This window comes from Allobosea sp. WAO (assembly GCF_001509835.1).
Classification (GTDB): Bacteria; Pseudomonadota; Alphaproteobacteria; order Rhizobiales; family Beijerinckiaceae; genus Allobosea.
On the sequence record NZ_JXTJ01000011.1, the window covers coordinates 87488 to 105866 of the forward strand.

General features: G+C 66.8%; 19 protein-coding genes. 11 read left to right on the forward strand and 8 right to left on the reverse strand.

What is annotated here, in order from left to right; genetic code table 11:
- The first annotated feature begins 39 nt into the window (after nt 1-39).
- Together DK26_RS21240 and DK26_RS21245 are read left to right on the forward strand one after the other, a co-directional pair.
- Nucleotides 40-609: a TRAP transporter small permease gene (locus tag DK26_RS21240; RefSeq protein WP_066476687.1), complete on the forward strand. Its 570-nt coding sequence runs from the start codon at nt 40-42 to the stop codon at nt 607-609.
- A 51-nt stretch (nt 610-660) separates the two neighbouring features.
- Nucleotides 661-1935 carry a TRAP transporter large permease gene (locus tag DK26_RS21245; protein ID WP_066476690.1) on the forward strand — a complete coding sequence of 425 codons (1275 nt, stop codon included), beginning with the start codon at nt 661-663 and terminating at the stop codon, nt 1933-1935.
- Nucleotides 1936-1971: 36 nt separating this feature from the next.
- Here DK26_RS21245 and DK26_RS21250 read toward each other — a convergent pair whose 3' ends face one another.
- Genes DK26_RS21250 through DK26_RS21265 form a run of 4 tightly spaced genes read right to left on the reverse strand, consistent with a single transcriptional unit; the run spans nt 1972 to nt 6253 of the window.
- Nucleotides 1972-2985, reverse strand: a complete 1014-nt coding sequence (locus DK26_RS21250) for a LacI family DNA-binding transcriptional regulator (RefSeq protein WP_083533428.1) — start codon at nt 2983-2985, stop codon at nt 1972-1974.
- Between the two features lie 4 nt (nt 2986-2989).
- Nucleotides 2990-3943, reverse strand: a complete 954-nt coding sequence (locus DK26_RS21255) for an NAD(P)-dependent oxidoreductase (protein WP_066476695.1) — start codon at nt 3941-3943, stop codon at nt 2990-2992.
- A gap of 4 nt (nt 3944-3947) precedes the next feature.
- Entirely contained in the window at nt 3948-5243 is a 1296-nt protein-coding gene (gene eno, locus DK26_RS21260; protein WP_066476698.1) for a phosphopyruvate hydratase, read from the reverse strand.
- Nucleotides 5240-6253: a phosphotransferase gene (locus tag DK26_RS21265; RefSeq protein WP_066476701.1), complete on the reverse strand. Its 1014-nt coding sequence runs from the start codon at nt 6251-6253 to the stop codon at nt 5240-5242. The genes eno and DK26_RS21265 overlap by 4 nt, the downstream gene beginning before the upstream one ends.
- A 360-nt stretch (nt 6254-6613) precedes the next feature.
- Here DK26_RS21265 and DK26_RS21270 point away from each other — a divergent pair, with 360 nt between their 5' ends.
- The 7 genes from DK26_RS21270 to DK26_RS21300 all read left to right on the forward strand — a co-directional run bounded on the left by DK26_RS21270 (nt 6614) and on the right by DK26_RS21300 (nt 11865).
- Entirely contained in the window at nt 6614-6910 is a 297-nt protein-coding gene (locus DK26_RS21270; protein ID WP_066476703.1) for a hypothetical protein, read from the forward strand.
- 293 nt (nt 6911-7203) lie between these two features.
- The gene (gene napE, locus DK26_RS21275) at nt 7204-7383 is read left to right on the forward strand and encodes a periplasmic nitrate reductase, NapE protein (protein WP_066476704.1); all 180 of its coding nucleotides are present in this window, start codon (nt 7204-7206) and stop codon (nt 7381-7383) included.
- A 10-nt stretch (nt 7384-7393) separates the two neighbouring features.
- The gene (napF, locus tag DK26_RS21280; RefSeq protein ID WP_066476705.1) at nt 7394-7903 is read left to right on the forward strand and encodes a ferredoxin-type protein NapF; all 510 of its coding nucleotides are present in this window, start codon (nt 7394-7396) and stop codon (nt 7901-7903) included.
- Complete coding sequence (locus DK26_RS21285) at nt 7896-8174, forward strand: chaperone NapD (RefSeq protein ID WP_066476706.1); 279 nt, start codon at nt 7896-7898, stop codon at nt 8172-8174. Before napF ends, DK26_RS21285 begins: the two co-directional genes overlap by 8 nt.
- The gene (napA, locus tag DK26_RS21290) at nt 8171-10672 is read left to right on the forward strand and encodes a periplasmic nitrate reductase subunit alpha (protein ID WP_066476707.1); all 2502 of its coding nucleotides are present in this window, start codon (nt 8171-8173) and stop codon (nt 10670-10672) included. The genes DK26_RS21285 and napA overlap by 4 nt, the downstream gene beginning before the upstream one ends.
- Nucleotides 10639-11142, forward strand: coding sequence for a nitrate reductase cytochrome c-type subunit (locus tag DK26_RS21295; RefSeq protein ID WP_083533429.1), 504 nt, complete (start codon nt 10639-10641; stop codon nt 11140-11142). The genes napA and DK26_RS21295 overlap by 34 nt, the downstream gene beginning before the upstream one ends.
- 12 nt (nt 11143-11154) lie before the next feature.
- Nucleotides 11155-11865 (forward strand): cytochrome c3 family protein, encoded by a 711-nt coding sequence (locus DK26_RS21300; RefSeq protein WP_066476889.1) that lies wholly within the window; start codon nt 11155-11157, stop codon nt 11863-11865.
- Between the two features lie 93 nt (nt 11866-11958).
- On the opposite strand, the gene phnD is transcribed toward DK26_RS21300, so the two are convergent.
- On the reverse strand, nt 11959-13008 hold the full coding sequence (gene phnD, locus DK26_RS21305; protein ID WP_066476708.1) for a phosphate/phosphite/phosphonate ABC transporter substrate-binding protein: 1050 nt from the start codon (nt 13006-13008) through the stop codon (nt 11959-11961).
- A gap of 341 nt (nt 13009-13349) precedes the next feature.
- Complete coding sequence (locus DK26_RS21310; protein WP_210179287.1) at nt 13350-14267, reverse strand: LysR substrate-binding domain-containing protein; 918 nt, start codon at nt 14265-14267, stop codon at nt 13350-13352.
- A 96-nt stretch (nt 14268-14363) separates the two neighbouring features.
- Between DK26_RS21310 and DK26_RS21315 the strand changes: the two genes are divergently transcribed.
- Together DK26_RS21315 and DK26_RS21320 are read left to right on the forward strand one after the other, a co-directional pair.
- Nucleotides 14364-15557, forward strand: a complete 1194-nt coding sequence (locus tag DK26_RS21315) for a M20 aminoacylase family protein (protein ID WP_248310063.1) — start codon at nt 14364-14366, stop codon at nt 15555-15557.
- Between the two features lie 16 nt (nt 15558-15573).
- Nucleotides 15574-16542 (forward strand): tripartite tricarboxylate transporter substrate binding protein, encoded by a 969-nt coding sequence (locus DK26_RS21320; RefSeq protein ID WP_066476722.1) that lies wholly within the window; start codon nt 15574-15576, stop codon nt 16540-16542.
- Between the two features lie 214 nt (nt 16543-16756).
- Here DK26_RS21320 and DK26_RS21325 read toward each other — a convergent pair whose 3' ends face one another.
- A complete protein-coding gene (locus tag DK26_RS21325) occupies nt 16757-17566 on the reverse strand; it encodes an enoyl-CoA hydratase (RefSeq protein WP_066476725.1) in 810 nt (269 codons plus the stop codon).
- Between the two features lie 14 nt (nt 17567-17580).
- Entirely contained in the window at nt 17581-18366 is a 786-nt protein-coding gene (locus DK26_RS21330; RefSeq protein ID WP_066476728.1) for an enoyl-CoA hydratase, read from the reverse strand.
- Between the last annotated feature and the right edge of the window lie 13 nt (nt 18367-18379).

Consider the following 18379-nt stretch of genomic DNA (forward strand, 5'->3'; position numbering starts at 1 on the left):
GTCTGCCGCCCGGCTCCTCCGCTCCAGCCGGCGAGTTCCATGACCGATCAGCATGTCCAGCCGCAGGACGTCGGCGCGCCCCTCGCGATCGACCGCCTCCTGCGGCCGCTCCGCAATGCCTTCCGCTACGCCGCCGTCGCAATGCTGGTGCTGATGCTGACACTGCCGGCGCTGCAGGTGGTGCTGCGGCAGATATTCCAGGCGCCCTTCATCGGCTCGGAGGAACTGACCCGCTTCATGCTGATCGGCGTCGTCTTCACGGCGCTGCCCTATGTCGTCGCCTCCGGCACCAATATCCGCATGGAGGAGGTGCTGATCATGCTGTCGGAGCGGACACGCTCCCTCTTCGCAGCGGCGATTTCGCTGACGGCCGTGCTCGGCTTCGGCATCGCCGGCATGGCGGTGATGGTCGCGACGCTGGCCAATCTCGACAATGCGACGCCGACGCTCGGCATCCCCTACTGGATCTTCTTCTCCGCGGCCCTGTTCGGCTTCGTCCTCGCGGCGGTCGAATCCGCCGTCCAGCTCTGGAAGGCGCTGAAGGGTCACCCGCCCTATGTGCGCTTCTCCGACGAGATCAGCGACGAGCCCGAGCCGCATATCACCTGAGGCCAGGCCGGCCGGCTCACCCCTCCCGCCACGCAGGAACGCGACGGCACGATGACGCTCCTTCTCCTCGGCTCCTTCACGCTGTTTTTCCTGTTCGGCTGGCCCGTCGTGCTCGCCGTGATGCTGCCGGCGATCGCCTACGTGCTCTGGAACGGCTTCCCGCTCGAGCTCGTCGGCCAGCGCATGGTCTATGCGCTCGATTCCTTCCCGCTGGTCGCGGTGCCGATCTTCATTTTCGTCGGCAACCTGATGAACCAGGCGGGCATCACCGAGCGGATCTACCGCTTCTCCTCGACGCTCGTGGCGCGCATCCATGGCGGGCTCGCGCAGGTCAATATCTTCGCCAGCCTCGTCTTCTCCGGGATGAGCGGGGCGGCGCTGGCCGATATCGGCGGGCTCGGCCGCATCGAGGTCAAGGCGATGACCAGCCATGGCTTCAAGCGTGAGTTCGCGGGGGCGCTGACCTGCGCCTCGGCGATCGTCGGGCCGATCTTCCCGCCGAGCATCCCGCTGATCATCTACGGCTCGGTCACCAATGTCTCGATCGTGCAATTGCTGATCGCCGGCATTGTCCCGGCGTTGATCTGCGTCGCCATGCTGATGATCACCGTCGCCATCCTGGCCTGGATCCGCAAATACCCACGCGCCGAACGCTGGCCGACCTGGCGTGAGCTCTGGGACAGCTTCCTGCCGGCTTTGCCGGCGCTGCTGACGCCGGTGCTGCTGATCTCCGGCATGCTGGTCGGCTGGTTCACGCCGACCGAGGCGGCCTCTATCACCGTGGTCTACGTCATCTTCATCAGCGCGGTGATCTACCGGACGCTGACCTGGCACCATCTTCTTGTCTCGGCCTATGAGACGCTGAAAAGCACCTCGGCGATCCTGATCATCGTCTCCGCCGCCGCCCTGTTCGGCTGGATCATGGCGATTGAGCAGATCCCGCAGACCGTGGCGCGAGAACTGCTCTCGCTCAGCCGCGACCCGCTGATGCTGCTCCTGATCGTCAACCTGCTGCTGCTCGTCGTCGGCATGTTCCTTGACTCGACGACGGCGACTTTGCTGGTGATCCCGATCATCGCCGGCCCGCTGCACATGGCAGGCGTCGATCCCGTCCATCTCGGCATCGTTGCGATCTTCAACCTGATGCTCGGCCTGCTGACCCCGCCCATGGGGCTGGCGCTCTTCCTGATCTCGGACATCGCCAAGGTCTCGATGCGCGCCGTGCTCAAGGAGCTGCTCCCTTTCTACATCCCGCTTGTGGGCACCCTCGTGATCATCACGCTCTTCCCCGAGCTGACGCTCTGGCTGCCCAAGATGCTGCGCTGATGAAAATGCCGCGCTGAGCAGCCGAGGCGGGGCTGATCAGACGTCGCTCCGGTATTCGACGAGCTGCGCGCTGGCCATGCTGGAATGGGCCTCGATGGGCGCGCCGGTATCTAGGCGCTCGATCAGCCAGCCGCCGCAGGCCTGCGCCAGTTCCTGGATCGGCATGGCGATCGCGGTCAGCTCGCCCCGCCACCAGGAGAAGGAAGGCTCGTCGCCGAAGCCGACGATCGCAGGCTCGCGCCCGTCGGAATGCGGGCGGCCGGCAATTGCCTGCAGCACCGCTCCGGTCAGCTGCACGGCGCCGGTGATGATAGCACTCGGCGGCTCGGCGTCCGCGAATAGGGCGGCGGTGGCCGTGGCCCCGAAGCGCGGATCGGCCGGCGGTCCGAGATGCTCGGTCGCAAGTGCCGGGTCGAGCCCGGCTTCCGCGAAGGCGCGGCGGAAGCCGGCGAGGCGGTCGGCGCCGGTGGAATAGTCGCCGGTTCCGCCGATATAGGCGATGCGGCGATGGCCGCGGGCGATGAGATGGCCGGTGCCGGCGCGCAGGCACTCCATGTCGTCTATGCCGAACCAGGCTGGCGAGAGCTGGGGCACGCGGCGTAGCAGCTGGACATGCGGGATGCGCGCCAGCATCGCGCAGGTCTCAGGTTGCGGGTCGGGGGTGGGAACGATGACGATGCCCGCCGCCCGGGCGCTCGCCAGCTGCCGGACATGGCGGCTTTCCGCCTCGGGATTGTCGGCGAGCGAGACCACGAGCTGGTAGCCGGCGGCATCGCAGCAGGCCGACAGGGCGTCCGCGATGGTGGCGTAGAAGCTGTTGCGGATGTCGGGCAGCATCAGCCCGATCAGCCGGCTCGATCCGCCGCGCATCATCTGGGCCGGCAGGTTCTCGACATAGCCCAGCCGCTGCGCCGCCTCGCGCACCATGAGCTTCATGCGCTGGCTGATGCGCGGATCATCGGCGAGGGCCCGGCCGACCGTGGAGACGGCGACGCCGAGGCTTTCCGCCACCTGCCGCGCCGTCACCATGCCCGGCCCGCGCGTTGGCATCGGCTTAGGCCGCAGCTTCGGGCGCGATCTGGTGCAGCAGGGGTTCGCCGGCCGCGAGGCGGCGGCAATTCTCCAGCGCCACGGCGAGGCTGCGTTCGAAGGTCTGCGGCGTCAGCCAGGCGATATGCGGCGTCGCGACCAGGGTCGGGCAGGCGGCGAGAGGGCCGGGCTCCGTCATCGGCTCGCGCTCGAACACGTCGAGCCCGGCGCCGGCGAGATGGCCGCTCCGCAGGGCCTCGGCGAGGGCGTTCTCGTCGATTAGCTCGCCGCGGGCGGTATTGATCAGGATTGCGCCCTTCTTCAATTGCGCGAGGCGCGCGCAATCGAACATCCCCCTGGTCTCGGCGGTCAGCGGCAGATGCAGCGAGAGGATGTCGCTCGTCGCCAGCACTTCGTCGAACGGCAGGGAAGTCGCCGCTGCATCCGGCCTCAGGCTGCGGTTCCAGAAGCAGACCTCCGCGCCGAGCGCCTGTAAGGCCGGCGTCAGCCGCTGCGGCACGCCGCCATAGCCGACGAAGCCGATCCGGCTGCCGCCGATCTCGCCGAGGCCGATCGCGTTCTCGACGCCGATCTGCCAGCCGCGTCCGGCGCGTGTCGCCGCGTCGAAGGCCGCGACCCGGCGCAAGGTCGCGAGCATCAGCGCCAGCGTGTGCTCGGCGACCGCCGCCGTATTGGTTCCCGGCATGTTGGCGACGGCAACCCCGGCATCTGCCGCGGCGGCGCGGTCGATCGTGTTGACGCCGACGCCGATCTTCTGGATCAGCCGCAGTTTCGGCGCCATCGCGATCATCGCTGCGCTCACCGGCGTCAGCACGTGCAGCAGCACCTCGCAATCGGCAATCTCGCGGGCGAACCCAGCCTCGTCGCGCTGGTCGACGACGGCGATCCGCGGCGAGGCGACCTCAGCGAGCCGCGCTTGCAGGGCTGCGCCGGGCGAGAAATGGAACAGCGCCTTCATCGGCTCAGCTCGGGCCGTGGGCGAAGGGCAGGGCGTGCCAGCCGGCGAAGCGCGCCTCGCTGCCGAGCTCTTCCTCAATGCGCAGCATCTCGTTCCATTTCGCCATGCGCTCGGAGCGGGTGAAGGAGCCGACCTTGAACTGGCCGGCATCCCAGCCGACCGCAAGATGGGCGATGGTGACGTCCTCGGTCTCGCCGGAGCGGGCCGAGACGATGGTACCGAAGCCGGCGGCCTTGCCGGCCTCGAGTGCGGCGCGGGTGCCGCTGACCGTGCCGGACTGGTTCGGCTTGATCAGTACGGCGTTCAGCGCCTTGCTCGCCGCCGCCGCCTCGACACGGCCCGCATTGGTGACGAGGAAATCATCGCCGATGATCTGGCAGCGCTCGCCGTAGAGCGCGGTGAAGGCCTTGAAGCCCTCGGCATCATCCTCGGCCAGCGGGTCCTCGATCGAGATGATCGGGTAGCTCTCTAGCCAGCGGCCGAGCAGCGCGATCATCCCGGCGGAATCGAGCTCGCGTTGCTCCAGCGCCAGCTTGTAGGCGCCGTTGCGGCCGAATTCGGAGGCGGCGATGTCGAGCGAGATCGCTACCTCCTCGCCGGGCTTGAAGCCGGCACTCTCGATGGCGCGCATCAGCGTGTCCAGCGCTTCCTCATTGGAGGCGAAGGCTGGCCAGAAGCCGCCCTCGTCGGCGACGCCCTGGAGCTTGCCGGCCTGCTTCATCAGCGCGCCGGCAGAGCGGTAGACCTCGGCCGTCCAGTCCAATGCCTGGGCGAAGGAATTCGCCGCCGGGCACATCACCATGAAGTCCTGCACGTCGACGCGCCGCGCCGCATGCGCGCCGCCGCCAAAAATCTGGATCTCCGGTACTGGGATGCGCACCGGCCTGCCACTCGACAAATGGCGCCAGAGCGGTTGCCCGCTCGCATTTGCCGCGGCATGCAGCACGGCCATCGAGGTCGCGACCACGGCATTGCCGCCGAGCCGGCCGAGATTCTCCGAGCCGTCGAGCGCGATCAAGGCGGAGTCGATGGCAGCCTGATCGCCGGCGTCTCGTCCGGCGAGCGCCGCCGCGATCTCGCCATTGACCGCGGCGACCGCACCGGTGACGTCGAGCCCGCCAAAGGCTGCGCCGCCATCGCGCCGGTCGAGCGCCTCGCCGCTGCCGGTCGAGGCGCCGGCCGGTGCGATGGCGCGGCCGCGAACGCCGCTTTCAAGCACGACATCGGCTTCGACGGTCGGCCGTCCCCTGGAATCCCAGACCCGGCGGCCGCGGACGGCAGCAATCCTCGTATCGGTCATCGGGAAATCTCCTCGGTCCAGAGCTGGCGGATGGCCGCAAGACGCGCCACCGGCTTTACGATCAGCGGGCGGGCGACACGCCGGATACGGTCCTTGTCGGCTTCCGCGGTGATGTATTCGGCCGGCGACTTGCCATCGACCCGCGCCAGGAACAGCGCCGGCAGCAGCCGTGCAACCCGCGCCTCGATTGCCGCGCGCGGTTCCCAGTCGACACCCGCGAGATAGTTCTCCGCCAGAGCGTCGAAGCAGGCGAGAAAGCCGGCGCTCGCGGAGGGCGTCCACAGGCACTTCAGCAGGAGATGGTTGAGGCAGAAGGCGAGATCGAAAGCCGGCTCACCATACCAGGCGCACTCGGCGTCGAGGATCACCGGGCCCTTTGGGCCGACCAGGATGTTCTTCGGGCTGATGTCGCCATGGACGAGCGCGACCTTGGCGGCGAGGGTCTCGCCGGCCAGTGCCATCAGGGGGGCTGCGAGGTCGGAATGGACGCGCGCCGTCGCCTCCAGATAGGGCTCGATGCGAATCGAGTGGAAGGTGTCGTCATTGGCGAAGCGCCGGGCGATCTCGGCCGAGCCATGCGTGCCGGCATGGATGGCCGCGATCACCGCCCCGAGCCTGGCCGCGAAGGCCGGATCGGCGCGGCCGGCCCGCAGCTCCTGCTTCCAGACAGGATGGTCGGCAGGATCGAGATAGCTCATCGCGAAGATGCCGGCCTCGGCATCGCTCGCGAGAATATCGGGCACGACATCGGGCAGGATGCGGCCGGCCGCCTTCAGCCACTCGACCTCGCTGGCATTGCGCGAGACCGGCGCCAGCCAGGTCTGAGCGACACGCAACTGCGCCAGCGCCTTCTTGACGACGAAGACCCGCCGGCCGTTCTCGCTCTCGACTTTCCAGATGTCGGAGGCGACGCCGCCCGTCAGCGGCATCAGGCGCGCGCGGGTGGGGTCATCGACCAGTCCCGTGACCCGCAGGAAGTCGGAGACGGTCTCTGCCGGAATCTGAGCCAACTCGCCCCTCGCATTTATCGCATGATGCTGTGCTAACGATAGCGCAACGCTTGTCGCAATGGCCCGATCGTAGGCGCTCCTGTCAAGCGCCAGTCATGCGTCGGCGCCATGCTGGCCGGCGTTTTGCGGGCCGAGATCGCCCTGTTCAGGCTTTGCCGGCAGCGGCGAAGGTTTGCGGAATGGCGCCGGGGACGGCAGATTGCCGTTTCGGCAGGGGCGGTCCGGCGATTCGGGAAACCCCGGGGATGGCCCGCCGACTGTAGAGCTAGGAGGCTTGCGGCCGTCCTTGCGGTGCCCGGATGGGCGCCCGGACGGCGGATGTCCGCGAGCCGGTTGGAAACCACGATCGTGCGAGAGGTGATGATGACACGCGCTTTCCGTTTTACCGCCGTTGCGGCCCTCGCGGCTTTGGCTGCGGGCTGCGTCTCGCAGTCGCGGCAGGTCGCTCCGCAGGTCTCCCCGCAAGCCAAGCGCATCGTCAGCGACGGTGCCGGCGGTTATGTCTTGCCTGACGGCACCCGCGTGCAGGTCGACCCCGCCGGCGGCTTCACCTTGCCCAACGGAGCCTATGTCCGCCGCGACGCTTCGGGTGCCCTGAACCTGCCGAATGGATCGCGCTGCGTTCCTGACAGCCGCAGCAGCTTCGCCTGCCCCTGACGGAGGAGTTCAGCCTCCTCGATCGCCGTCTCGGCTTTCGTTGGACGATCAAGGGCGCGACGCAAAGTCGCGCCCAAAGCGTGCGAAGCCATAAAATCGGTATTTTGAAGGTATATTTGCGAGTCTGACTGACTCTGCATCCGTTGGCCGCCTCGGATACGGGCTTCCCCGCGGGAAATTCGCGCCTGGACGGCTGGACAGTGTCGCCTCCCGGTCACATACTCACATTAGAAAAGATACAGTTTGAGGCCCAGTTAGCGAGGCGTATGGCCTGCGATCGGGGAGCTGCGGCGATGTCCGAGAATGTCAGTGCTGGAACTGGTGAGACCCGCACCCGGCGCGATGAGATCCTGGCATTCATCATCCTTGCCGTCGTGATCTGGCCGCTCATCGCCGTTGGCGTCGTCGGCGGCTACGGCTTCCTCGTCTGGATGTCGCAACTGGTCTTCGGACCGCCCGGCCCTCCGGCGTGAGGCGCCGGTCATGGCCACCGAAACCCCGGATCTCGGCAGACGCGGCTTCCTGACGGGGCGTCTTGCGCCGCCGCGCGACGCCGTCCAGCCACCCTGGACCCGCTTCGAGAAACTTGCAGCCGCCTGCACCGGGTGCGGCGCCTGCATCGACGCCTGCCCGCAGGCGATCGTCCGTATGGGCCCGGGGCGCTGGCCCCAGATCGATTTCAGCCGCAATGAATGCACCTTCTGCGGCAAATGCGCGGAGGCCTGCCCCGAGCCGGTGTTCGACCGGGCCTTGCCGGCCTTCCCACATGTGGTCTCGATCGGCGAGGCCTGTTTCGCCGTGCGCGGCGTGGTCTGCCAGAGCTGTGGCGATGCCTGTCCCGAGGGCGCGATCCGCTTCCGCCCCCGGCTCGGCGGGCCGGCGCTACCTTCGCTCGACGCTGATCGCTGCAACAGCTGCGGCGCCTGCGTCTCGACCTGCCCTGCGGACGCGATCGTCATGGCGGCCCCGCTGGTGGAGGCAGCCCATGCCTGAGCGTACACAAGCCGGCCTCGTCCACATCTCGAGCGCCGTGGTCTCGGCCTTTCCGGAGCGCTGCGCCGAGGTGGTCGCCCGGATCGAAGCCATGCCCGACACCGAGGTCCATCGGGTCGAGGGCGGCAAGATCGTGATCGTCATGGAAGGCGCGAGCACCGGCGAGATCGGTGGGCGCCTTACCGAGATCGCGCTTCTCGACGGCGTTCTGTCCGCCAACATGGTTTTCGAACAGATCGAAGAACTCGACGACATCGGAGTGAACTCATGACCCTGTCCCGTCGCGAGATGCTGAAGGCACAGGCGGCCGGCGTTGCCGCTCTGGCCGCCAATATGAGCGTTCCCGCCGAGGCCCAGCCGGTCACCGGCGGCGTCGACAGCCTCCAGATCAAATGGTCGAAGGCGCCCTGTCGCTTCTGCGGCACCGGTTGCGGCGTCATGGTCGGCGTCAAGGAAGGCAAGGTCATCGCCACCCACGGCGACATGAAGGCCGACGTCAACCGCGGCCTCAACTGCATCAAGGGCTATTTCCTCTCCAAGATCATGTATGGCAGCGACCGGCTGACCCAGCCGCTGCTGCGCAAGAAGAACGGCGTCTACGCCAAGGACGGCGAGTTCACGCCGGTCTCCTGGCAGGAAGCCTTCGACACCATGGCCACCAAGGCCAAGGAGACGCTGAAGGCCAAGGGGCCGACGGCGCTCGGCATGTTCGGCTCAGGCCAGTGGACGATCTTTGAGGGCTATGCCGCTACCAAGCTGATGCGGGCCGGCTTCCGCTCGAACAATCTCGATCCGAATGCACGCCACTGCATGGCCTCGGCCGCCTATGCCTTCATGCGCACCTTCGGCATGGACGAGCCGATGGGCTGCTATGACGATTTCGAGCATGCCGACGCCTTCGTGCTCTGGGGCTCGAACATGGCGGAGATGCACCCGATCCTCTGGACGAGGGTGACCGACCGGCGGCTCGGCCAGCCGCATGTCAAGGTCGCGGTGCTCTCGACCTTCACCCATCGCAGCTCCGACCTCGCCGACATTCCGATCGTCTTCAAGCCGGGCACGGACCTCGCGATCCTGAACTACATCGCCAACCACATCATCTCGACCGGACGGGTGAACAAGGAGTTCGTCGAGAAGCACACCACCTTCGTCAAGGGCGCGACCGAGATCGGCTATGGCCTGCGGCCGGATGATCCGCGCGAGGTCAAGGCCAGGAAGGCGGCTGATCCCGGCGCGACCACGCCGAGCGACTTCCAGGCCTATGCCGACTTCGTCAAGGACTATACGCTGGAGAAGGTCTCGGCGCTGACCGGGGTCGAGCCCGGTTTCCTGCAGCAGCTCGCCGAGCTCTATGCCGACCCCAAGCGCAAGGTCGTCTCGTTCTGGACTATGGGCTTCAACCAGCATGTGCGCGGCGTCTGGGCCAACCAGCTCGTCTACAACCTGCACCTGCTCACCGGTAAGATCTCCGAGCCCGGCAACAGCCCGTTCTCGCTGACCGGCCAGCCCTCGGCCTGCGGCACGGCGCGCGAGGTCGGCACCTTCGCCCACCGCCTGCCGGCGGACATGACGGTGACCAACCCCGAGCATCGCAAGCACACAGAGGAGATCTGGCGCGTCCCGCCCGGCATCATCCCGGACAAGCCCGGCTACCACGCCGTCGAGCAGGACCGGATGCTCAAGGACGGTAAGCTCAATTTCTACTGGATCCAGGTCAACAACAACCTCCAGGCGGCTCCCAACAGCTCCGGCGAGACCTATCCGGGCTATCGCAATCCCGAGAACTTCATCGTCGTCTCCGACGCCTACCCGACCGTCACCGCGATGGCGGCGGATCTGATCCTGCCGGCGGCGATGTGGGTCGAGAAGGAGGGCGCCTACGGCAATGCCGAGCGGCGCACCCATGTCTGGCACCAGCTCGTCAATGCGCCCGGCCAGGCCCGCTCCGATCTCTGGCAGCTGATGGAGTTCTCCAAGCGCTTCACCACCGACGAGGTCTGGCCGCCGGAGATCCTCGACGCCAATCCGAACTATCGCGGCAAGACCCTGTTCGACGTGCTGTTCCGCAACGGCAATGTCGACAAGTTCCCGCTCTCGGAGACCAGCCCCGAATACGAGAACCAGGAATCCAAGGATTTCGGCTTCTACGTCCACAAGGGCCTGTTCGAGGAATACGCCACCTTCGGCCGCGGCCATGGCCATGATCTCGGACCGTACGAGCTCTATCACGAGGTCCGCGGCCTGCGCTGGCCGGTGGTCGACGGCAAGGAGACGCTCTGGCGCTATCGCGAGGGCCTCGACCCCTATGTGAAGCCGGGCAAGGGCGTCGAGTTCTACGGCAACAAGGACGGCAAGGCCCGCATCATCGCGGTGCCCTACGAGCCGCCGGCGGAATCGCCGGATGGCGAATACGACCTCTGGCTGGTCACCGGCCGCGTGCTCGAGCACTGGCATTCCGGCTCGATGACGATGCGCGTGCCCGAGCTCTACAAGGCCTTCCCGGGGGCGCGCTGCTTCATGCATCCCGAGGACGCCCGCAAGCGCGGGCTCAACCAGGGCGCCGAGATCAGGCTGATCTCGCGGCGCGGCGAGATGCGCACCCGTGTCGAGACCCGCGGGCGCAACCGCATGCCGCCCGGCGTCGTCTTCGTGCCCTGGTTCGACGCCAGCCAGCTGATCAACAAGACGACGCTCGACGCCACAGATCCCATCTCCAAGCAGACGGATTTCAAGAAATGCGCGGTCAAGATCGTTCCGGTCACCGCCTGATGCGCGCGCGGACCGTTCTCGGGGCCGCGCTGGCGGCCTGCATCGTCCTGGTCTTCGGGGCGGCCTTCTCGCAGGAGGGCGCGCCGGTGAAGATCGTCCCGCGGCTGACCGGTACGGCCCAGCCCATGGAACTCGACAGGGTCCCGGCGCTTGGCCGGCCGATCGTCGACGACGTCAAGCGCATGCGGAATTATCCCGAGCAGCCCCCGGTGATCCCGCATTCGATCGATGGCTACCAGCTGACGCTGAACACCAATCGCTGCATGGACTGCCACAAGCGCGAATTCACCGAGGGCTCTGGCGCCCCGATGATCAGCATCACGCATTTCCAGGATCGCGACGGTCAGGTTCTCTCCGACGTGACGCCGCGGCGCTATTTCTGCACCGCCTGCCATGTCCAGCAGACCGATGTGCCGCCTTTGGTCCAGAATACCTTCCAGGACGCCAAAGACATTGGCCGCAAGCGGTAACGGGGCGGCATGATGGCAAAGCTCAAGGCTCTGTTTCTCTGGTGCTGGAACCGGGTTCTCTGGTTCTGGCGCATCATCAGCCGGCCCAGCGCCTATCTCAGCCTCGGCTTCCTGACGGTCGGCGGCTTCATCTGCGGCGTGCTGTTCTGGGGTGGCTTCAACACCGCGCTCGAGGTCACCAATACCGAGAAGTTTTGCATCTCCTGTCACGAGATGCGCGACAACGTCTATCAGGAGCTGACCCAGACGGTACACTTCTCCAACCGTTCGGGCGTGCGCGCCAGCTGCCCGGACTGTCATGTCCCGCATAACTGGACCGACAAGATCGCCCGCAAGATGCAGGCCTCGAAGGAGGTCTGGGGCAAGATCTTCGGCACCATCTCGACGCGCGAGAAGTTCCTCGGCATGCGCCTCGAACTCGCCAAGCACGAATGGTCGCGCCTCAAGGCCAACGACTCCCTGGAATGCCGCAACTGCCATTCCTCGGTGGCGATGGACTTCACCAAGCAGACGCGCCGGGCGGCCGATATCCATAGCCGCTTCCTGACCACGGGCGAGAAGACCTGCATCGACTGCCACAAGGGCATCGCGCATCTGCTCCCCGACATGACCGGGGTCGAACCCGGCTGGAAGGACAAGCCGGAGCTGCAGGGCAAGGGCGCCGCCTGGCATGGACCCGAGCGGGAGATGCGGGCCTATCTCGCCGATCTGCCCTCAAAGTAAAGGCGGCGTGCTTTCAGCAAATCGGCGTGAAAGCGAAGACGGCCCCGGTGTGTGCCGGGGCCGTCTTGCTTCATTTCAGGGCTGAGCCGGTGGTCAGTTCTTCGGCGCCTGCTGCTGGGCCTTCTTGCGCTCCAGCGCCTCGGCCTCGCGCTTGGCCTCGGCCTCGTAGCTGCGCTTGTTGAACGGCGTGCCGGATTTCTCGGCTACCTCGCGCACCACGCCCCATTTCTCCTTGTAGGTGATCGGGACGTAGCGATCCTCGCCGTTGAACTCCTTCTTCTCCTCATCGGTGAACTTGTAGCTGAAGAAGCATTCGCGGATCTTCGCCGCCAGTTCCGGCTTCAGGTCGTGGGCGTGGACATAGCCGTTCGTCGGGAAGACCTCGCTGGTGTAGAGCACGCGGAAATCGTCGCGCTTGATCGTGCCGCGCGCCACCATCCGCTCGAAGACGTCGTCCGCGATCGCCGCCATGTCGTAGTCGCCATGGTTGATCCCGAGGATAGACTTGTCGTGCCCGCCCGACATCAGCGGCTTGTAGTCGGTGTCCGGGGTCAGGCCGAGCGGCGGGAACAGCACGCGCGGGGCGAGATTGCCGGAGTTCGAGGAGGGCGAGGTATGCGCGACCTTCTTGCCCTTGAGATCTGCCATCGTCTTGTAGGGACTGTTCGCCTTGACCAGCGCGATCAGCTTGTAGCCGCGCGGCCCGGCTTCCGAGCCGCCAGCGGCGAAGGGCACCGCACCGGCCATGTTGACGGCAAAGGCGGTCGGGCCGGTCGAGAAACCAGCGATGTGAAGCCGGCCCGAGCGCATCGCCTCGATCTGCGAGGTGTTCGACTGGACCGAGAAATACACCACCTTGCGGCCGATGCAGGTGTTGAGATGCGTCACGAACGGCTTGAGCAGGTTGGCATAGATCGCGGGATCCTCGACCGGCGTATAGGCGAAGACCAGCGTCGATGGGTCCTTCTGCTTGGCGGCGTCGGTCGGCGTGTCGGCGACGAGATCATTGTTGGCGTCGCAATACTGGTCGTCGAGCTGCCCGCGATTGGGGCAAGCATCCTGGGCGCTGGCGCCGAGCGGCGAGAGAATGGCTGCGGCAAGCGAGCCGACGATGGCGGCTTTCGCCAAGTTTACGATCTTCATTCTGTTCCTCCAGAGGCATTTCAGCACGGCTATTCTTGCTCGCCGCTGGCGCGGTTCTCTTAATTTGCCGGCGCACTGACCCAAGTTCTCGGACAAATGTCTTGCGGTCAACACTTATGTTCGAATGCGCCGCGCTTGCTACGGCGGTTCGGTTGGGGCAGGGCGCTCGATGACGTGTCGTTCGCCGCTCCATGGGCCGGCCATGGAGCCGCGGTCTCTACGGAGAGCCGGCCGACCCAGATGGTTCGCGAGGAGAGGCGCACTCGCGGCGATGAAGCCACGTGTCGCGGAGAAATCGGCGCTGCGGATCGGATGGGATGCACTCCGGCGGTCGACCCGGATCACTGCACGGGGCGCGTTGCGAACTCACGACGCAGATTGCGTACGGCGCCGACCAGTTCCCTGATCATCGGCATGGCCCGATATTGCCGTGCATAGAACAGGCCGAAGCTCGGGCACCAGTAGCTCGTGTCGAGCGGAACGCGGGCCATTGCCTCGGACGCACGCATCCGCGGCGATGGCGGCATGTTGAACAGCGAATAGCCGAGGCCGGCGGTGACGAGCTCGGCGGCCAGCTCCCTTGAACTCACGACATAGCGCAGCGCCGGCTTCAGGCCATGCTGTTCGAACAGGCCGGCGTAATAGGCCCGGGCGCCGGGGAAATCGAGCAGGATGTACGGCTCCTCCCGCAACTCCCCCAGTGTCACCGAAGCGGCGCCCGCCAGCCTATGGCCGCGATGCAGGCCGGCATGGATCGGCGCGCGCATGATCGGGACGAAGGAGAGGTCGACCGTCATGGCGTCGTTGAAGGCGAGGCCGGCGAGCAGTTCGCCCGACCTCACCCGCGTCGCGACCTCCTCGGAGCTCATCTCCTCGAGACGGAAGCGGGCCTGCGGCGCGCGGGCGGCGAGATGGAGCAGCAGGGGCGGGATGATCGCCGCTGCGGCGGTGGCGACGACGCCGATCCGCATCTCGGTCTGCCATTCATGCGGAATGCGCAAGGCGGCGTGCTCAAAGGCATCGTGAGCTGCCAGGAACTGCTCGGCGAGCGCAGCAAAATGCTGGCCTTCCGCGGTCAAGGCGACGCCGCGGGCGGGGGTGCGGCGAAACAGGGGGGCGGCAAGCTTGGCCTCGGCGAAGGCGATGGCCTCGCGAATCGAGGAGGCCGAGATCGCATGGGCCTCCGCCGCCTCGGCGATCGAGCCTCCGGCCGCGACCGTCACGATGTAGCGCAGCTGCTTGAGCGTGAAGTTCTTCATCGCCGGAACATACATTCTATGAATGTTTCAGCCAGATGAATGTATTTTACCGTCGCCTGGAACGGAATGATCCTCCGCGCCAGGAGACTGATCACCGTGACCCAATGCCTGATCGAAACACTGCGCGGCCAGGAAGCCGAGATGATCGCGATCCGACGTGATCTGCACCGGCATCCCGAAATCGCATTCAAGGAATTCAGGACCGCCGCCCTGGTTGCCGAGAAACTGCGCGGCTGGGGCATCGCAGTCAGCGAAGGGCTCGCCGGTACCGGCGTCGTCGGCGCCTTGCGCGGGCGTCTGCCGGGCGCGGGCGCGATCGGCCTGCGTGCCGACATGGATGCGTTGCCGATCCGCGAAGCGACCGGCCTGCCTTACGCCTCCGTCCATGACGGCTTGATGCACGCCTGCGGCCATGATGGCCATACGGCGATGCTGCTCGGCGCCGCGCGCCATCTCGCGATGAACCCCGATTTCGCCGGCACCGTCCATTTCATCTTCCAGCCGGCTGAGGAAGGTGGCGGGGGCGGCAAGGTGATGGTCGAGGAGGGCCTCTTCCGGCGCTTCCCCTGCGACGCCGTCTATGGCCTGCACAACGAGCCGGGGCTCGAAATCGGCCGGTTCGGCATCCGCAGCGGGCCGATGCTCGCGGCTATGGACAGCTGGCGGGTCGTCTTCAGGGGCACTGGCGGCCATGGCGGGCGCCCCCATCGCGCCACCGACCCGACGATGGCGCAGGCTCAGTTCGTGCTGACGCTTCAGAGCGTGATCGGGCGCAACATCCCCGGCCACGAGACCGCCGTGATCAGCGTCGGGCATATCGGCGCGGGGGCGGCGGATGCACCCAACAACATCCCCGCGCAGGTGCTGCTCACCGGGACGATGCGGACCTACCGCCCCGAAGTGCGCGAGGTCGTCATCCGGCGCCTGAACGAACTCGCGGCTTCGGCGGCGAGCGGTCACAACTGCATGGCCGAGGTCATGATCGACTCGCACTATCCGCCTTTGGTCAACAGCCGCGACGAGACCAACCGCGCCGCCGACGCCGCTGCTTCCGCCTTCGGAGAGGGCGCAATAGATCGCGATTTCCCGCAGATCACGGCGGCCGAGGACTTCGCCTTCATGCTGCGCGAACGGCCCGGCGCATTCATGCTGATCGGCAATGGCTTCGCGCCCGACGGGGCCCTCCATCACGTCCACACGCCGCATTACGACTTCAACGACGCGCTCGTGACGATCGGCTCGGCCTATTGGGTGACGCTCGCCCGGCGCGAGCTGCGGGCTGAAGCATAAAAGGGGGAGTTATCCGATGCGCCGCAGAACCTTCCTGACAGGTGCCGCCGGCCTCGGCTGGAGCAGCTCGAGCCTCGCCCAGGGGCAGGCCTGGCCGACCAGGCCGATTCGTCTCGTCGTCGGCTTCGCCGCCGGTGGCGCATCCGACATCGTCGGACGCCAGATCAGCCCAGGCCTGGGTGAGCGTCTCGGCCAGACGGTCTATGTCGAGAATCGGGCCGGCGCCGGCGGAAACCTCGCCGCCGCCAGCGTCGCCCAGGCGGAGCCGGATGGCTACACGCTGATGCTGGCGACGCCAGGGCCCGAGACGATCAACCCGACGGTCTACGACAAGCTGCCTTTCGATCCGCAGAAAGACTTCGCGCCGATCGCGTTGCTCTGCTCGATCCTCGATGTGCTCGCCGTGCCGGCCGATCGGCCCTGGAAGACCGTCAAGGATTTGGTCGACGACGCCCGTGCCAGGCCGGGCGCGATCACCTTCTCATCCTCCGGCATCGGCTCGCCGAGCCATGTCGCCCTGCTGCTGCTGCAGTCGCTGACGGGCATCAATGTCGTGCATGTGCCCTATCGCGGCGGCGGGCCGATGATGGGTGACTTCCTGGCCGGCCGGATCGATGCGACGATCGGAACCGGCCCGGTGCTGATGCCGCTCGGCGAGGGGGGGCAACTGCGCATTCTCGGCGTCGCCACGGCCGAGCGCTCGCCGCTCGCACCGCACATCCCGGCGATCTCGGAAACGGTTCCCGGCTACGCGGTGGCCAACTGGCTCGGCCTCGCCGCTCCGGCCAAAACGCCTCCGGCCCTGATCGAAAAAATCCATCAGGCTGCCCTGGCAACGCTGGCCGACCCGGCGGTGCGCGCCAAGCTCACGCAGCAATCGGCCGTGCCGACGCCGCTCAGCCCGCAGGACTACGCGGCGCATATCAAGGCGGAGTATGCGCGTTGGACGCCTCTGCTGAAAGCGGCGAAGGCCAAGGTGGAGTAAGAGCACAAGGCGATCGACGGTGCCGCCGGGCGGCCAACGTGGCCAGCTGCGCCTCGAACCGCGCGCCGAGATCGGCGACCGACCCCGCCGGTCTTCCGTGGCCGAAGAGGATGGCCGCGCGCGCAGCGCGCCGATATCGTGGCCGGCGGTGATGTGCTGCCGAGGCCTTGGATCAGAAATGCTGCGTCCGGTGAGAGCCGCCTCGACGGGCGCGTTAAGGCCGCAATCCGGAAAATGACGGCGCCCGTTTCTCGAGGAAGGCGTTCATCCCTTCCCTGAAGTCGCCGCTCATGTAGCACATCAGGATTAGGCGATCGCCTTCGTCGCGCGGGATCGCGGGCCTGAGACGGCGTAGGGCCTGCTTCGTCGCTTGCAAGGTCAGCGGCGCATGCCCGGCAACGAGACGCGCCAGTTCCTGCGCGCGCGGCATGAGGTCGGCCGGCTCCGCCACCACTTCGCTGACGAGTCCGATCGCCAGCGCCTCCTGCGCCTCGAACAGGCGCGCCGTGAAGATCAGTTCCTTCAGCCGCGCGGTTCCGAGCAGTTCGGCGAAGCGGGCATAGTTGGACATCGACAGGCAGTTGCCGAGCGTGCGCGCGATCGGGAAGCCGAATTTGGAGTTGCTCGCCGCGATGCGCAGGTCGCAGCAGCCGGCGATCGCCGCCCCGCCACCGGTGCAGGCGCCTGCGATAGCTGCGATGGTCGGGGCCCGGCAAGTCTCCAGCGCGCCGAGCACGCGGTCGATGCGCGCCTCGTATCCGAGCGCGTCCTCCGGGGTGCTGAACGCGCGGAACTGCGCGATGTCGGTGCCCGCAGCGAAGGCCCGCCCCCCCGCGCCGGTAAGGACCACCGCCCGGGTCGAGCTGTCGGCGTTCACCGTCTCGCAGATCTCGACGAGCCGGTCATACATCTCGAAGGTGAAGGCGTTGCGCGCTTCGGGGCGGTTGAAGGTGACCGTCGCGATGCCATCGGCGACGTCGTAGAGGATGGTCGGCAGGGCTTCCGTCTGGGCGCCGTCGGACATCGTCGTTCCCTTGCTCAGCGGCCCTTGAAGTTCGGCTTGCGCTTCTCGGCAAAGGCGCGGCGGCCTTCGGCATAGTCCTCGCTGTCGAAGCAGGCCTTCACCAGCCTGTCGCAGAAGGCGAGATTGCGGTCCGCCTCATCCTTCAGCGCCTCGTTCACGATCTGCTTGATCGCGGTCACCGTCAGCGGTGCATTGCCGGCAATGGTGCGCGCATAATCGGTGACGTAGGTCTCTAGCTCCGTCTGCGGGACGATACGGTTGGCGAGCCCCATGGTCCGCGCTTCCTCGGCGTCGAACTGGCGGGCCGTGAAGAAGATTTCCTTGGCGAAGGATGGGTGCACCACCTCAAGCAGCCGCCGGATACGGGCATAGCCGTAGCCGAGGCCGAGCTTGGCGGCGGGAATAGCGAATTTCGCGGTCTCGCTGCATAGGCGCAGATCGCAGCAGACGGCGAGGTTTGCGCCGCCGCCGATGCAGTAGCCATGGATCATCGCGATGGTCGGCTTTTCGATGGCCCGCAGCGCGCTGTAGGTGCCCTCGGTTGCTACCTCATAGCGCTTCACCGCCTCTTCCTGCGCACGCTCGTCGTCGAATTTCGAGATATCCGCGCCGGAGACGAAGGATTTCTCGCCGGCGCCGCGCACCACCACGACCCGCACGTCCGGATCGGCCCGGAAACCGGCGATGATTCTGATCGCTGCCTCCCACATCTCCAGTGAGACGGCGTTGTGGCGCTCGGGATTGTTGAAGATCAGCCAGCCGATACCATCGGCCTTTCGGGCGATCATCTTGTCGGTCATTTTGGGGAAATCC

What these genes read in the sequence shown, in the direction of transcription:
- DK26_RS21240 (WP_066476687.1), top strand. Translation starts at nt 40, where the DNA reads ATGACCGATCAGCATGTCCAGCCGCAGGACGTCGGCGCGCCCCTCGCG.
- DK26_RS21245 (WP_066476690.1), top strand. Translation starts at nt 661, where the DNA reads ATGACGCTCCTTCTCCTCGGCTCCTTCACGCTGTTTTTCCTGTTCGGC.
- DK26_RS21250 (WP_083533428.1), bottom strand. Translation starts at nt 2,985, where the DNA reads ATGCCAACGCGCGGGCCGGGCATGGTGACGGCGCGGCAGGTGGCGGAA.
- DK26_RS21255 (WP_066476695.1), bottom strand. Translation starts at nt 3,943, where the DNA reads ATGAAGGCGCTGTTCCATTTCTCGCCCGGCGCAGCCCTGCAAGCGCGG.
- eno (WP_066476698.1), bottom strand. Translation starts at nt 5,243, where the DNA reads ATGACCGATACGAGGATTGCTGCCGTCCGCGGCCGCCGGGTCTGGGAT.
- DK26_RS21270 (WP_066476703.1), top strand. Translation starts at nt 6,614, where the DNA reads ATGATGACACGCGCTTTCCGTTTTACCGCCGTTGCGGCCCTCGCGGCT.
- napE (WP_066476704.1), top strand. Translation starts at nt 7,204, where the DNA reads ATGTCCGAGAATGTCAGTGCTGGAACTGGTGAGACCCGCACCCGGCGC.
- napF (WP_066476705.1), top strand. Translation starts at nt 7,394, where the DNA reads ATGGCCACCGAAACCCCGGATCTCGGCAGACGCGGCTTCCTGACGGGG.
- DK26_RS21285 (WP_066476706.1), top strand. Translation starts at nt 7,896, where the DNA reads ATGCCTGAGCGTACACAAGCCGGCCTCGTCCACATCTCGAGCGCCGTG.
- napA (WP_066476707.1), top strand. Translation starts at nt 8,171, where the DNA reads ATGACCCTGTCCCGTCGCGAGATGCTGAAGGCACAGGCGGCCGGCGTT.
- DK26_RS21295 (WP_083533429.1), top strand. Translation starts at nt 10,639, where the DNA reads ATGCGCGGTCAAGATCGTTCCGGTCACCGCCTGATGCGCGCGCGGACC.
- DK26_RS21300 (WP_066476889.1), top strand. Translation starts at nt 11,155, where the DNA reads ATGGCAAAGCTCAAGGCTCTGTTTCTCTGGTGCTGGAACCGGGTTCTC.
- phnD (WP_066476708.1), bottom strand. Translation starts at nt 13,008, where the DNA reads ATGAAGATCGTAAACTTGGCGAAAGCCGCCATCGTCGGCTCGCTTGCC.
- DK26_RS21310 (WP_210179287.1), bottom strand. Translation starts at nt 14,267, where the DNA reads ATGAAGAACTTCACGCTCAAGCAGCTGCGCTACATCGTGACGGTCGCG.
- DK26_RS21320 (WP_066476722.1), top strand. Translation starts at nt 15,574, where the DNA reads ATGCGCCGCAGAACCTTCCTGACAGGTGCCGCCGGCCTCGGCTGGAGC.
- DK26_RS21325 (WP_066476725.1), bottom strand. Translation starts at nt 17,566, where the DNA reads ATGTCCGACGGCGCCCAGACGGAAGCCCTGCCGACCATCCTCTACGAC.
- DK26_RS21330 (WP_066476728.1), bottom strand. Translation starts at nt 18,366, where the DNA reads ATGACCGACAAGATGATCGCCCGAAAGGCCGATGGTATCGGCTGGCTG.